At 44.3% G+C, this 12,286-nt stretch carries 16 protein-coding genes and 1 pseudogene; 11 read left to right on the top strand and 6 right to left on the bottom strand.

Annotated features, from left to right (window positions below; genetic code table 11):
- Nucleotides 1-292: 292 nt before the first annotated feature.
- The 4 genes from AAFP11_RS27525 (at nt 293) to AAFP11_RS27540 (ending at nt 4,863) form a co-directional block, all read left to right on the top strand.
- Nucleotides 293-1,561 carry an ABC transporter substrate-binding protein gene (locus AAFP11_RS27525; RefSeq protein WP_341739890.1) on the top strand — a complete coding sequence of 423 codons (1,269 nt, stop codon included), beginning with the start codon at nt 293-295 and terminating at the stop codon, nt 1,559-1,561.
- Between the two features lie 28 nt (nt 1,562-1,589).
- Nucleotides 1,590-2,798: a DUF2252 domain-containing protein gene (locus tag AAFP11_RS27530; protein ID WP_341739891.1), complete on the top strand. Its 1,209-nt coding sequence runs from the start codon at nt 1,590-1,592 to the stop codon at nt 2,796-2,798.
- 10 nt (nt 2,799-2,808) lie between these two features.
- The gene (locus tag AAFP11_RS27535) at nt 2,809-3,759 is read left to right on the top strand and encodes a branched-chain amino acid ABC transporter permease (protein WP_341739892.1); all 951 of its coding nucleotides are present in this window, start codon (nt 2,809-2,811) and stop codon (nt 3,757-3,759) included.
- Nucleotides 3,760-3,927: 168 nt separating this feature from the next.
- Nucleotides 3,928-4,863, top strand: a complete 936-nt coding sequence (locus tag AAFP11_RS27540; protein ID WP_341739893.1) for a branched-chain amino acid ABC transporter permease — start codon at nt 3,928-3,930, stop codon at nt 4,861-4,863.
- A gap of 40 nt (nt 4,864-4,903) precedes the next feature.
- Here AAFP11_RS27540 and AAFP11_RS27545 read toward each other — a convergent pair whose 3' ends face one another.
- Complete coding sequence (locus tag AAFP11_RS27545; RefSeq protein ID WP_341739894.1) at nt 4,904-5,173, bottom strand: hypothetical protein; 270 nt, start codon at nt 5,171-5,173, stop codon at nt 4,904-4,906.
- A gap of 16 nt (nt 5,174-5,189) precedes the next feature.
- Nucleotides 5,190-5,621: a DUF4329 domain-containing protein gene (locus AAFP11_RS27550; protein WP_341739895.1), complete on the bottom strand. Its 432-nt coding sequence runs from the start codon at nt 5,619-5,621 to the stop codon at nt 5,190-5,192.
- A gap of 55 nt (nt 5,622-5,676) precedes the next feature.
- On the opposite strand from AAFP11_RS27550, the gene AAFP11_RS27555 reads away from it, so the two are divergent.
- Nucleotides 5,677-5,895, top strand: a complete 219-nt coding sequence (locus AAFP11_RS27555; RefSeq protein ID WP_333454035.1) for a hypothetical protein — start codon at nt 5,677-5,679, stop codon at nt 5,893-5,895.
- Nucleotides 5,896-5,928: 33 nt separating this feature from the next.
- Here the strand turns inward: AAFP11_RS27555 and AAFP11_RS27560 are convergent, their stop codons facing one another.
- From AAFP11_RS27560 to AAFP11_RS27575, 4 genes are all read right to left on the bottom strand, one after another.
- Entirely contained in the window at nt 5,929-6,147 is a 219-nt protein-coding gene (locus tag AAFP11_RS27560) for a type II toxin-antitoxin system HicA family toxin (RefSeq protein ID WP_333454033.1), read from the bottom strand.
- 1 nt (nt 6,148) lies between these two features.
- Nucleotides 6,149-6,358: a type II toxin-antitoxin system HicB family antitoxin gene (locus tag AAFP11_RS27565; RefSeq protein ID WP_096829806.1), complete on the bottom strand. Its 210-nt coding sequence runs from the start codon at nt 6,356-6,358 to the stop codon at nt 6,149-6,151.
- A gap of 505 nt (nt 6,359-6,863) precedes the next feature.
- Nucleotides 6,864-7,322, bottom strand: a complete 459-nt coding sequence (locus AAFP11_RS27570) for a hypothetical protein (RefSeq protein ID WP_341739896.1) — start codon at nt 7,320-7,322, stop codon at nt 6,864-6,866.
- A 164-nt stretch (nt 7,323-7,486) separates the two neighbouring features.
- Nucleotides 7,487-7,750 (bottom strand): hypothetical protein, encoded by a 264-nt coding sequence (locus AAFP11_RS27575; RefSeq protein WP_341739897.1) that lies wholly within the window; start codon nt 7,748-7,750, stop codon nt 7,487-7,489.
- A gap of 88 nt (nt 7,751-7,838) precedes the next feature.
- Here AAFP11_RS27575 and AAFP11_RS27580 point away from each other — a divergent pair, with 88 nt between their 5' ends.
- From AAFP11_RS27580 to AAFP11_RS27605, 6 genes and pseudogenes are all read left to right on the top strand, one after another.
- A complete protein-coding gene (locus tag AAFP11_RS27580) occupies nt 7,839-8,348 on the top strand; it encodes a hypothetical protein (RefSeq protein WP_341739898.1) in 510 nt (169 codons plus the stop codon).
- A 36-nt stretch (nt 8,349-8,384) separates the two neighbouring features.
- Nucleotides 8,385-8,726 carry a nucleotidyltransferase domain-containing protein gene (locus tag AAFP11_RS27585; protein ID WP_341739899.1) on the top strand — a complete coding sequence of 114 codons (342 nt, stop codon included), beginning with the start codon at nt 8,385-8,387 and terminating at the stop codon, nt 8,724-8,726.
- Nucleotides 8,713-9,054 (top strand): DUF86 domain-containing protein, encoded by a 342-nt coding sequence (locus tag AAFP11_RS27590; RefSeq protein ID WP_096829802.1) that lies wholly within the window; start codon nt 8,713-8,715, stop codon nt 9,052-9,054. Before AAFP11_RS27585 ends, AAFP11_RS27590 begins: the two co-directional genes overlap by 14 nt.
- 252 nt (nt 9,055-9,306) lie before the next feature.
- A complete protein-coding gene (locus AAFP11_RS27595; RefSeq protein ID WP_341739900.1) occupies nt 9,307-9,948 on the top strand; it encodes a Uma2 family endonuclease in 642 nt (213 codons plus the stop codon).
- A 355-nt stretch (nt 9,949-10,303) separates the two neighbouring features.
- On the top strand, nt 10,304-11,764 hold the full coding sequence (gene gatA, locus AAFP11_RS27600; protein WP_341739901.1) for an Asp-tRNA(Asn)/Glu-tRNA(Gln) amidotransferase subunit GatA: 1,461 nt from the start codon (nt 10,304-10,306) through the stop codon (nt 11,762-11,764).
- 123 nt (nt 11,765-11,887) lie between these two features.
- Nucleotides 11,888-12,286 (top strand): annotated as a pseudogene (locus AAFP11_RS27605) (alpha/beta hydrolase); the annotation flags it as partial.

Consider the following 12,286-nt stretch of genomic DNA (forward strand, 5'->3'; position numbering starts at 1 on the left):
TACCTTCCGGTTGTGGTTCAGTGAACCACTTCCCTTCCGGCGCTTTATTAATATACTTATTCCGCAAGATGTTGTCAAGCGTTTTGTGAAAATATTTTTGAGCTTTTGGTGAGCCTATACACTGTAAGGGTTTAGGCTATTTACTGCCGGTCCGAGATCCGCTGGCTGACTCCTTTTTCCCACAAGGAGTCTTTTTTTGGCTCTGGTCTGGGATTTTTGACCCAGCAGCTACCACCCATAGCTAGAATATCTTTACGTTTAGATGATCTATATAGTATATGTTCGCCCGCTCATGAAAAAACCTACAGCTCGCTCTACTGCCTTATTCGTTACCTGCGCTTCACTGCTGCTGGCTTGCAGTCAGACGGACAAGACGAACACTCCCCAAACCTCTACCACAGCATCTCCGGCGACTTCGCCATCTGCCGCCAGTGCTTCACCAGGGGGTTCGGCTGCGGGAACTTCCAACACTATATATATAGGGATTGGGGTGGCCCAAACTAGCAACGTGGCTTTACTCGGCCAGGAACAAGTCGCTGGGGCGAAAATTGCCGAGAAGTATTTTAACGACAAGGGCGGTGTGGATGGGACGCCTATTAAGCTGGTGTTCCAAGATACTGGTGGAGATGAACAAGGGGCGATCAATGCTTTCAATACTCTGATCAACCAGGATAAGGTGGTGGGTATTGTGGGGCCAACTCTGTCGCAGCAAGCTTTTAGTGCCGATCCGATCGCCGATCGCGCCAAAGTTCCCGTACTCGCACCCTCCAACACCGCTAAAGGGATTCCCCAGATTGGCGATTATGTCGCCAGAGTCTCCGCGCCTGTAGCCGTCGTAGCACCTAATGCAGTTAAAGCCGCCCTCAAGCAAAATCCCAATATTAAGAAAGTAGCTGTATTTTTTGCTCAGAATGATGCCTTTAGCAAGTCTGAGACGGAAACTTTCCAGACAACGGTTAAAGATATGGGACTGGAATTGGCAACAGTCCAAAAATTCTTAACTACTGATACAGATTTCCAATCTCAAGCCACTAATGCGATCAATGTCAAGCCCGATCTGATTATTATTTCCGGGTTGGCCGCCGATGGAGGCAATTTAATTAAGCAATTGCGGGAGTTAGGTTACAAAGGGGTGATGATTGGGGGCAACGGTCTCAATACTTCTAATATATTTCCTGTTTGTAAAGCGCTCTGTGATGGGGTTTTGATTGCCCAAGCATACAGCCCGGAATATTCCAATCTGATTAATAAAGATTTTCGCGATGCTTATCGCGCTCAATTTAAAAAGGAACCGCCTCAGTTTAGCGCTCAAGCTTTTACTGGTGTTCAAGTTTTTGTCGAGTCATTAAAGGCGATCAATTCTCAGTCTAAGGTTAGCCAACAACCTTTGCCACAATTGCGTACAAATTTGAATCAGCAGTTGTTGGTTGGAAAATACGACACCCCTTTAGGACAAATTTCTTTTACACCAGAAGGTGAGATTAATCAGAAAGATTTTTATGTAGCAATGATTAAAATGGATGCGGATGGAACTAATGGGAAATTTGAGTTTTTGAAGTAAAAAAATAGGCAATTAAGCAATCACAAACATGAGTGAGACGGTTTTAGAAAGAATTCAGAAATTTAATCACGGGCGCAACCCGGAGCGAATTTTGTTGAAGTACCAGGCAATGAGAACTAATAGTTTTGTATTTTTTCGCGGTACTTGCCATTTATTTTATGAAGATTTGGATAAAAGTTCTGTGCTGAATGATACACCACCTGTATGGGTTTGTGGTGATTTGCACTTGGAAAATTTCGGCAGCTACAAGGGTGATAATAGATTGGTTTATTTTGATATAAACGATTTTGATGAATCCGCTTTGGCTCCGGCTAGTTGGGAAATAACTCGTTTTTTGACTAGCGTTTTAGTTGGTGCGAATACGCTGGGGGTGAATCAGTCGGAAGCATTGACTTTATGTCGCTGCTTTCTCCAAGCTTACACTGATGCTTTGGCTTTGGGAACTGCTCGAACTGTGGAGAGGGGGACTGCTGAGGGGATGGTTGCAGATTTATTGGATAGTTTGAAGTTACGCCGGCGGAAAGATTTTTTGGATCGGCGGACGGAGGTGAAAAAGGGTCTTCGCCGCTTGATTATTGATAATAAGCGGACGGCGGCTATATCCTCGCAGGAGCGAGAACTCGTTGAATTTTTGATGAAAAATTGGGCGGCTAAACAGCCAAATGCGGAGTTTTTTAAGTTGTTAGATGTGGGGGTAAGAATTGCTGGTACGGGAAGTTTGGGGGTAAAGCGCTATGTGGTTTTAGTGGAAGGGAAGGGTTCTCCAGATGGGAATTATTTGTTGGATATTAAACAAGCACTTCCCTCTTCTTTGATGCCGTACTTGAAGTTTTCCCAGCCTGAATGGGCTAATGAGGCTGTCAGGATTGTGGCTATCCAAAAGCGGATGGAAGCTATGCCACAAGCTTGGGTTTCGGTGGTGGAAATGGACGGAAAACCGTTTGTTTTGCGGGGGTTGCAGCCAACTCAAGATAAGGTGAGTTTGGATCAGTGGAATGGGAAGTTGGGGCGGTTGAAAAAGGTGCTGAAAACGATGGGGGAAATTACCGCTTGGAATCAGTTACGCAGTAGTGGGCGGCAAGGATCTGCGATCGCAGATGAGTTAATTAATTGGGCGGAAAATGCCGATCGCTGGCATGACCATCTGTTGGACTATGCTCAAGCATATTTTACTAAAGTACAAGCAGATTATCAAGATTTTTGTTCGGAAATTACTCAGAAAAAGTCGGCGGCTTAAAAGAGGTAATGTGGATCTCACTCAATTTATTCAACAATTTTTGAATGGTTTGTCGATCGGCAGCGTGTATGCTATTTTTGCCCTGGGATATACGCTGGTGTTTTCGATTCTCGGAATTATTAATTTTGCTCACGGTGCAATATTTACCTTGGGTGCTTATTTCACCTATGCGCTGATGGGAGGTGCTTTCGGTTTTAATGGGTTGTGGGCTAATGCTCGAATTCCCGTGGAATTGCCTTTTGCTGTGGCGTTAATTTTGGGAAGTGTCATGGCTGGTTTGGTGGGAGTAATTGTTGAACGAGTTGCTTTTTTACCTTTGCGTCGCCGACACTCTGATTCTCTGCTGACTGTGGTTTCTAGTTTGGGTGTAGCCGTTGCGATCGCCAATATCATCCAGTATCTTGTCGGTGCGGAAATTTACACTTTTCCTGCTAACACTTACGGCTATTTACCTGCTGCAATTAACTTCGGCACAGCGGATCAACCAATTCCGATTCGGACTGTGCAAATAGTAATTTTTGCGGTATCAGTTGCGATTGTATCTGTCTTAACTTACTTGATAAATTTTACTAAGTTTGGTAAAGCAATGCAGGCTGTAGCTGAAGATGCTACTACTTCTAGTTTGTTGGGGATTGATACCGATCGATACATTGTATTGACGTTTTTTGTGAGTAGTTTTCTGGCTGGTTTGGCGGGGAGTTTGGTGGGCTCTAGTGTGAGTATTGCTGGGCCGTATTTCGGGATTGCTTTTGGTTTGAAGGGTTTGGCGGTGATTGTGCTTGGGGGGTTGGGGAGTATTCCTGGGGCGGTTTTGGGTGGGTTTATTATTGGTTTGGTTGAGGCTTTTGTACCGGGAGATTTTTCGGCTTATAAGGATGCTGTGGCTTTTGCTATATTGTTTATTATGCTGTTGGTTCGGCCGCAGGGTTTGTTTGGACGGCGTTTGATTCAAAAGGTGTAAGATTGTTACCCGCTTGATGATTCGGCGATTGAAATCGCTTCTACACAAACGAAGTCCGCCTTCGCGGACTAAGAAGTAGAGGTGTTTGATTTAAAAGATAATTCGGCGATTGAAATCGCTTCTATACAAACGAAGTCCGCCTTCGCGGACTAAGAAATAAAGAAAGTTATGAATGAATTTTTTACTACTTATGGGTTTTTGATTGTCTCGATGTTGGTGGGTGCAATGTTGGGAATGTCGCTTTATTTGCCTCTAATGACTGGTCAGTTGTCTCTCGCTAGCCCTGGTTTTTATGCGTTGGGTGGGTATATTGCGGCGATTTTGTCTACGACGGTGTTTAAGCCGACAGAAGGTTTATTTCCTCTACCATTGCTGTTGGTGGAGATGATAATTGCAGGGGTTGTTTCGGGGTTGCTGGGGATTTTGGTGGGAATTCCGGCGCTGCGGTTGAGTGGGATTTATTTGGCGATCGCAACTATTGCTTTTGTGGAAATTTTGCGGGTTTTATCGCTGAATCTGGATATCACTGGCGGGGCTGTGGGCATTTTTGGGATTCCGCAACCGTTTGCGACGCCGATCGAGTATTTGTGGATTGTACTGCCTTTACTGTTGGTAAGTATGGCGATTGTCTATCGGCTGGAACGGATTCGGGTGGGGCGGGCTTTTGCGGCGATTCGGGCTGATGAGTTGGCGGCGGATGCGATCGGCATTAACCCAACTTTTTACAAGGTTTTGGCTTTTACGTTAGGTGCTATTTTAGCTGGGGTTGTGGGTGCTATTAGTGCTCATTTTCTGAATACTTGGAACGCGCGTCAAGGTACTTTTGATGCTAGTATTATTTACTTGACTTCTGTGTTGATTGGTGGTAGCAGAACGTTTTTGGGAGCTGTGTTGGGTGGGATGGTGTTTACTGCTTTACCGGAGGTTTTGAGGGGGATGGCGACTATTCAGGGATTGCCGATTTGGTTGGCGCAATTTCTGCGGGATGGGCGGTTAATTGTGTTTGGGGTGCTGATTGTTTTGGGGACGATCTTTTTTCCGCAAGGTTTGGTGACACCGGAGTTGTTGAAGAGGTGGAAAAAGGGCGATCGCACTTCTGTTTAAAATTAGATTATTGGTAGATAAAAGTGCGATCGCGCTGTAGCTATTGCCCCCAAAGCACTCTCTGGATGCTAATATCATCTGGATTAACTTCGATAATTAAATCCCCACCTCGTCGCCCAATATAATCTCTTGCCCCATAGTTCACTCGCCATACCCAGCTATCATTCTGAGGATGCTGCGTCAGGCTGATGATGCTTTGCATTACATCAATATTCAATTCACGGGCACGTTTATTAGCAGCAGCGATCGCACGAGCAATTGCAACAGCAATATCATCTTGAAGCACATCTGAACTCAATGTTGCAGCCATAATTAACCTCGACTTTTCAACCTAGAATGATAGATGTATCCGAAATCTCACTTACTTGTCCATTCGGTTCAATTAGATAGATTTTTGCTTGCGAAATCACAAACTCACCTACGTAAGAGGCTCCCTTTAAATCAGGATCGTCTCTAACAGCACGCTTATCTGTCTCACTAGGTTCTTGCAAATAATCGTCTCCAGTATTGGGATGAGTGTGAAACGACGCAATAATAGCGCCTTCCCCAATTTTACACTTTGGATGAGCAGGCAGAATGATGCTATTCTGATTGCCGACTGACCATCGCACAACACTGAGATTTCCTGCTGAATCTTTCAAAATGAAACCGCCTTCTTCGTGTCCGCCAGTTACTCCAGGTTGAGAATCTTCCCAAGCTTGCTTTAATTCTATACGAATTAAAGGGTTGTTTAAGATTTCCGTGTATCCTTGATTCATTATCTCACAGATCGCTTATAATAAATCTATTATCGTATGTCTGGGAGTTTAAACTATGTCTCTCGCTGAGTTAATTCCTTTGGTGAACAGTCTGAGCCAGCCAGACAAATTATCACTCTTCAAACTCCTAGCTGTGCAAATCCCAAAGGCTGAACTACAAGTTATCTTTTCTGCATCAGAGTATCCGGTTTGGTCGCCCTACGACGCAACGGAAGCTGCAAACATTATGATGCAGATGATTCGGGATGACCGAGAGGCATCTACTCATGCCTAGTACGATCGAGTTTCCCTTTTCTATTGTTATACCTCACAGATTTTCAATGAACTCCTCGACTGTGACTTGCGCCTGCTTGAGAATGCCGCTCAACGTACCAACCTTCAATTCTTGATGCACAGGAACAACGCAACCAATTTCGCCTTCTTCGGTTTTCTTCTTCAGAACAACATGACTGCCAGTTTGACGAACTTGCTCGAATCCTAAACGCTCCAATGCACGAATTGCTTCTCTACTTGAAATTCGCGGCATTTTAGGCATAGCTGACCTCAATGCTGGTCACAAATCTCGGAGATGTTTCAGGTACGGGAAATTCCTCCAAATATAACCGCGTAGCCTCTCTCAAACCCGCAATCGCCTGCTCGATCGTTTCACCTTGATCTACTGTTCCAACTTCTGGACATTCAGCTATGTACATATCATCTTCTTTGTACAGAAGAACTGTAAAGCTGCGATTTTTCATTGCATCTTATCCTTCAAGTTTTCTCTAATCAGCATAACACAAGCCTTGCGGTCAAATCTTGCTTGATTCATTTCTCGAATCTCCTCGGTTTACCTCTAAACGAAGATCGGGTTGCACGATCGGGAATCGAAGGGCGATCGTGATGCACGATCGAGATTATCCGCTTCTAATCAGCGTCGATGTCGATCGGTAAAAAATAAAAAAGCGATCGCCTATCAGTAAAAAAGTAAGGGGCGATCGCCTATCAATAAAAAAGCACTCGTGCGATCGCGCAGCGTGCCGTAGGCGTATCGCGCAGCGTATGCGTCAGATTTTTAACTTAATTATCTCATCAATAATTTGATTGTCTGATATTATTGTCTGCTGGAACACTTACAATATGCGTAGGTTGGGTTGAGGAACAAAACCCAACATTTATCGGCATTTTGTTGGGTTTCGCTACCGCTCAACCCAACCTACTAGCTGTCTTATTTGTAAGGCGACCAAGACCCTGATATCCAAGATTTTACCCAGGACTTGGGCAAGTACCAATATCTTTCAAGCCTTGAGAGATAATTGCTATAGAAGCACCACTATACGGCGCTCCAAATCGTGGAAGTAACAATTGATATAATGAGGGGGATACGTGGCAAATCTCTTTACTGGAGTTGATGTACATCACTCTGCCTCTGTTGTTTGGTGGTGCATAAAGTCCTTGAGGCCATAGACAATCACCTTGAAAACCATAGGGTGTAAAAGGTGCATTTCCTCGACTCGGCACACCTCTATCAACGAATAGCTTCAACTGAGGTGGGTTGACAACATGACACGATGTCTTCTCGGTGTTATTCCAGTAATAGTTGTGACCTTGACTCGCATAGATACCAGGTGGAATATTTGAAGGTGGTGGATTCTGAGCTACCCCTGGTAATGCAGAAGCAAAAATTCCAACTCCAGAAATCATGCCCACAATCAATTTTTTCATACTTATCTCCTTTTACGGATTCATATTTAACAATCTAAGTGTCAAACAATACATTCCCAATCCAAACCCAAGCCCGATCGCCCTGTCAGTCGGATTGAGTCTGAACTTTTCCAGAAAAATTTGCCCAAATGTCCGAAAGATCGGATAATATCGGAAAAACCAGCCTATCTGACCGATCGATAGACATTAGAAGCCTGAAAACTGGTAGATGAAATTCTGTTCGCAATACAGGCGATCGCCCAAAACCTATAAGATAATTTGGAAGTGCGATCGCAACTCGCAAAACAGTAAAGCTCTATCGCTTGCTGTTGATCAGCAGAATTGGATGTGCAGCCACTTCCTCCCGCAAACCTGCTTTTTTGCTCTTCCGTATCATAGACCGATCGCACAAAACTGCAAAGCGAAAAAAGACGGAAAAAGACGGGCATTTCTAAAATTGCGACGCAAGGCGGATCGAGACGGATAAAGACGGATAAAGTCGGCTATACTAACTATAGTTCTCCGACCCTCATACTGATGGACACTGCCCATATCTTGCAATTTGTAGATGAAGTGCTCAGCGCGAAGACAGGCAAACATCTTAATGATTTGCAGCGCGGAATTATCGATGGAATACTGAAACGACAAAAGTATTCTGATATTGCAGATACTTACGGTTGTACGGCGGGTCATGCTAAGGATGTAGGTTACAAGCTTTTGCAAATGTTATCTGATGTTTTTGATGAACCAGTGGATAAATATAATCTTAAATCTGTGCTAGAACGGCAATTAAATCTGAATATAAATTTTGGAGATCGTAATAATAATACTCATTTTGGTCATAGCAATACAATTAACTATATCAATGGTTGCTCAGAACTACCCAATTCTACCCCAGATAAAAGTCGGTCTGAAACTCCTGACTTCCAGGACAGCACGAATCAAGTTAAGATTGAAATGGTTGGTAAATTACGACAGTTGGGATTGAAAGATGAGCAAATTGCAGAGGTGCTAGGGTTAGCCTTGGAGGTAGTGAAATCATTATAATATATAATATTTGCCGTATTTTTGGGAAGCAGTATCATGCCAAGGATTCAGTTAGATTTAGGTTTCAATCGCTTAGGAAGGCTTGCCGAACAAACGATCGCCTTTTGTAAAAAGTGGCGGATCGTAGAGTTAGCGCTGTTTGGTTCGGTTTTGCGAGAAGATTTTTGCCCAGAAACAAGCGACATAGATATACTCGTAACTTTTGCACCTGATTACCGATGGACATTTGATGACGCGATGCAGATGCAGGAGGAACTTGAAACTTTATGCGGACGCAAGGTAGATATCCTTAGCAAACAATGTATCGAACAAAGTATTAACTGGATTAGAAAACAAGAAATTCTCAACTCTGCAAAGGTAATTTATGTCAGCAAATAGAGATATGGCTTCCCTGTTGGATATTGTGCAGGCTGGCGAGATGATTCAACGTTATCTCACCGGAATTGACAGCGAGGAATTGGCAGCTTCTGATGAGAAACAAGCTGCTATTATTTATAGAATTATAGTTATTGGTGAAGCCACAAAACGCATATCCTCTGAGTTTCGCGCTGAACATCCAGAAATCCCTTGGAAAGATATGGCAGGAATGAGAGATTGGGTTTCTCATGCTTACGATCGAGTAAATTTAGACATCGTTTGGGATGTTGCTCAAAACAAAATTCCTCAACTGCTAGTTCAGATTAAGCCATTGATTGCTAATGATTAAAATACGTTTTTGGTATTATATAGCAGTCGCCAAGGCGAAGAAGGTCATTGAACCCTTCGACTCCGCTCAGGGAACGATCACGCAGACACTCAGAAACCGGGTTTCTTCGGAGATTTTTCATTATAATCTGAGTTTTTCACAGAAACCCGGTTTCTTGGCCTAAGTTTTATCTATTATAGCACGATCGCCCGCTCTCAAGTATTTGCGACTCTAGCTTAAAACACATATAATCAGTCAGGAGGTATAAGCTTTATGTTTGCAGTCGTCACCCCAGAAAAGATTCACTTGCCACCAGGAACACTTGTGAAATTCCCCGGAAACTGGCAGGATTATCAAGCACTTGTAGAACAATTGGGCGATCGTTCAATTCCACGCATCAAATATCGGCCAGGAGAAATTTTGCTAATGTCCCCTTTACCCGTACACGGAAAACAAGCAGATATAATTGCTGATGTCGTCAAGGTTCTGCTAGATTACTTGGGCAGAGATTATGAAGCGTTTACACCAATTACGATGGATTTGCCGGAGGTAAGAGGGATTGAACCAGATTATTGTTTTTATATCGATAATTGCGCGGCAATTCTTGGTAAAGATCGGATTGCTTGGGGTGTTGAACCGCCGCCCGATCTAGTAATCGAAGTAGACGTAACTAGCTACACGGATTTAGATGATTACTTGCCTTATCAAGTGCCGGAAGTGTGGCTGTTTAAGAAAAATAAGCTCAGAATTTACGACTTGCAAAATGGTCGATATGTCGAAAGTTTAATCAGCCGTTATTTTCCCAATTTTAATGTATCAGAAATTGTGGAGGAATGCTGGCAAATGTCGCGCGACAACCATACAAGTACAGTAATTCGGGAGTTGCGACGGAAAATTGAGAGGGAGAACTGTTGAATCTGTGATTTGGTTTTGTAGTAAAGACTTCAGCGGCACAATTTATGCGGGGAAAAGTTAAGATTGATCAGAGTATATTGAAAGAGGTACATTTGAATTTACTGTTGGGGGCGGGCGGGTTTATTGAGATTGTTGGTTCTTGTTATATATTGTTGGTGAACCCGCCCCTACAGCTAGCAATATCTCAGATCGATCGCACTTTTTCACCAATATCAATAACAGGCAAGATGCCTGTTCCACAAAGACAGTACCCGCACCCACCTCAGATGCGGACTTTACACCCAGGTAGTAAGCAGGTGCAATTGCCAGCTATATTGACATATACAGTGAAAGTAGAAATGATAAAGGTACGAGCATGGCATCCATCCGCGAGTTGCACCGACAACTGGTTAATAAAGAACGCTCTGCTGTGGAAATTACTCAAGAAGCATTAGACCGCATTACCCAGCTAGAACCAAAGTTGAAAAGCTTTCTGTGCGTCACAGCAGACCGCGCAATGGCACAGGCCGTTCAAGTTGATGCCCAAATCGCCGCTGGGGAAGAAATTGGGCTGTTGGCCGGAATCCCGATCGCCGTTAAAGACAATATGTGCACCCAAGGCGTTCCCACAACCTGCGCCTCTCGGATTTTGGAGAATTTTGTCCCTCCTTACGACGCCACTGTTGTCTCGAAACTCCAAGCCGCTGGTGCGGTGATTGTGGGTAAGGCGAACATGGACGAGTTCGCAATGGGCAGCTCGACAGAAACTTCTGCTTATCAAGTTACAGCGAATCCTTGGGACTTAGAGCGGGTTCCCGGTGGTTCTTCTGGCGGTTCTGCCTCTGCGGTAGCGTCGGGAGAATGCGTCGTGAGTTTGGGTTCGGATACTGGAGGTTCGATCCGTCAACCAGCTTCGTTTTGTGGCTTGGTGGGGATGAAACCGACCTATGGGTTGGTTTCTCGCTACGGTTTGGTGGCCTATGCTTCTTCTCTCGATCAGATCGGGCCTTTTGGTCGGACTGTTGAGGATGCGGCGATTTTGTTAGGCGCGATCGCGGGTTATGATCCGAGAGATTCCACGAGTCTCAATGTGGAAATTCCTGATTACGCCGAAGCTTTGAGACCCAATTTGCGTCCGAAAGGTCAGATTAGAATCGGGGTGATTAAAGAAACTTTTGGTGTCGGGTTGGATGCTGGTGTTAAAGAAGCTGTTACTAAGGCGATCGAACAATTTCAAAAATTGGGAGCAGAAATTCAAGTCGTTTCTTGTCCCAGGTTCCGCTATGGTTTGCCCACTTACTACGTTATTGCTCCGTCGGAAGCTTCGGCAAATTTGGCGAGATATGATGGAGTTAAGTACGGTTTCCGGGCTGCTGACTCTGACAATCTTTTGGATATGTATGCCAAAACTCGCTCTCAAGGGTTTGGTTCGGAGGTGAAGCGCCGAATTGCGATCGGCACTTATGTTCTCTCGGCGGGATATTACGACGCCTACTATTTAAAAGCTCAAAAAGTTCGGACTTTAATTAAAGAAGACTTTGAGAAAGCTTTTGCTCAAGTTGATGTTTTAGTCTGTCCTACAGCTCCAACTACGGCTTTTAAAGCGGGCGAAAAATTCAACGATCCCTTGAGTATGTATTTGTCAGATTTGATGACTATTCCGGTGAATCTGGCTGGTTTGCCCGCTTTGAGTTTGCCTTGTGGCTTCGACGATCAGGGACTACCTGTGGGCATCCAACTGATTGGTAATGTTTTACAAGAATCTCGGTTGTTTCAAGTGGCTCACGCTTACGAGCAGTCTACAAATTGGCACTTGCATAGCCCGAAATTGCATTGATTTTTGAAATTAGGCGGAATGCTGCGGCGCTACTTAGTAATGGATTATGGCTAATTATGTCAATTCATAATTAGCCATAATTTTTGACTAATGGCCAATTAGCCGTGCACTCTCCTATTTCCCATGAATAACTTGCTGGTCTTAATTTTGTCTAAATCTTTCATCGGTTTTGGGATATTTCTGGCGATCGCCTATTCTGGTGCTTGTGTCTATTTATTTGTAGCGCAAGGTAAGTTTATCTTTTTTCCGACGCAGGCGATCTCTTCAACTCCCAAAGATTTTCAGTTGAAATATCAAGATGTAGTGCTCCCAATTTCCAGTAAAACGGGTGCAGCAGAAAGCGTACACGGCTGGTGGATTCCCACATCCGATACCCCCCCCAGCCCCCCCTTAGCAAGGGGGGGAGTAAGAAAATCCGTTCCCCTAAACAATGACAAACCCGTCTCTCCCTCTCCTGTCCCCCCCCTTCACAAGGAAGGCTCCTCTCCTGTCCCCCCCCTTTATAAGGAAGGCTCCTCTCCA

This window comes from Microcoleus sp. CAWBG640, from assembly GCF_020883015.1.
Lineage (GTDB): Bacteria > Cyanobacteriota > Cyanobacteriia > Cyanobacteriales > Microcoleaceae > Microcoleus > Microcoleus anatoxicus.

Bases quoted from the DNA above. Each gene is read 5' to 3' on its own strand.
- AAFP11_RS27525 (WP_341739890.1), top strand. From the start codon at position 293: ATGAAAAAACCTACAGCTCGCTCTACTGCCTTATTCGTTACCTGCGCT.
- AAFP11_RS27530 (WP_341739891.1), top strand. From the start codon at position 1,590: ATGAGTGAGACGGTTTTAGAAAGAATTCAGAAATTTAATCACGGGCGC.
- AAFP11_RS27540 (WP_341739893.1), top strand. From the start codon at position 3,928: ATGAATGAATTTTTTACTACTTATGGGTTTTTGATTGTCTCGATGTTG.
- AAFP11_RS27545 (WP_341739894.1), bottom strand. From the start codon at position 5,173: ATGGCTGCAACATTGAGTTCAGATGTGCTTCAAGATGATATTGCTGTT.
- AAFP11_RS27550 (WP_341739895.1), bottom strand. From the start codon at position 5,621: ATGAATCAAGGATACACGGAAATCTTAAACAACCCTTTAATTCGTATA.
- AAFP11_RS27555 (WP_333454035.1), top strand. From the start codon at position 5,677: ATGTCTCTCGCTGAGTTAATTCCTTTGGTGAACAGTCTGAGCCAGCCA.
- AAFP11_RS27560 (WP_333454033.1), bottom strand. From the start codon at position 6,147: ATGCCGCGAATTTCAAGTAGAGAAGCAATTCGTGCATTGGAGCGTTTA.
- AAFP11_RS27565 (WP_096829806.1), bottom strand. From the start codon at position 6,358: ATGAAAAATCGCAGCTTTACAGTTCTTCTGTACAAAGAAGATGATATG.
- AAFP11_RS27570 (WP_341739896.1), bottom strand. From the start codon at position 7,322: ATGAAAAAATTGATTGTGGGCATGATTTCTGGAGTTGGAATTTTTGCT.
- AAFP11_RS27575 (WP_341739897.1), bottom strand. From the start codon at position 7,750: ATGCCCGTCTTTTTCCGTCTTTTTTCGCTTTGCAGTTTTGTGCGATCG.
- AAFP11_RS27580 (WP_341739898.1), top strand. From the start codon at position 7,839: ATGGACACTGCCCATATCTTGCAATTTGTAGATGAAGTGCTCAGCGCG.
- AAFP11_RS27585 (WP_341739899.1), top strand. From the start codon at position 8,385: ATGCCAAGGATTCAGTTAGATTTAGGTTTCAATCGCTTAGGAAGGCTT.
- AAFP11_RS27590 (WP_096829802.1), top strand. From the start codon at position 8,713: ATGTCAGCAAATAGAGATATGGCTTCCCTGTTGGATATTGTGCAGGCT.
- AAFP11_RS27595 (WP_341739900.1), top strand. From the start codon at position 9,307: ATGTTTGCAGTCGTCACCCCAGAAAAGATTCACTTGCCACCAGGAACA.
- gatA (WP_341739901.1), top strand. From the start codon at position 10,304: ATGGCATCCATCCGCGAGTTGCACCGACAACTGGTTAATAAAGAACGC.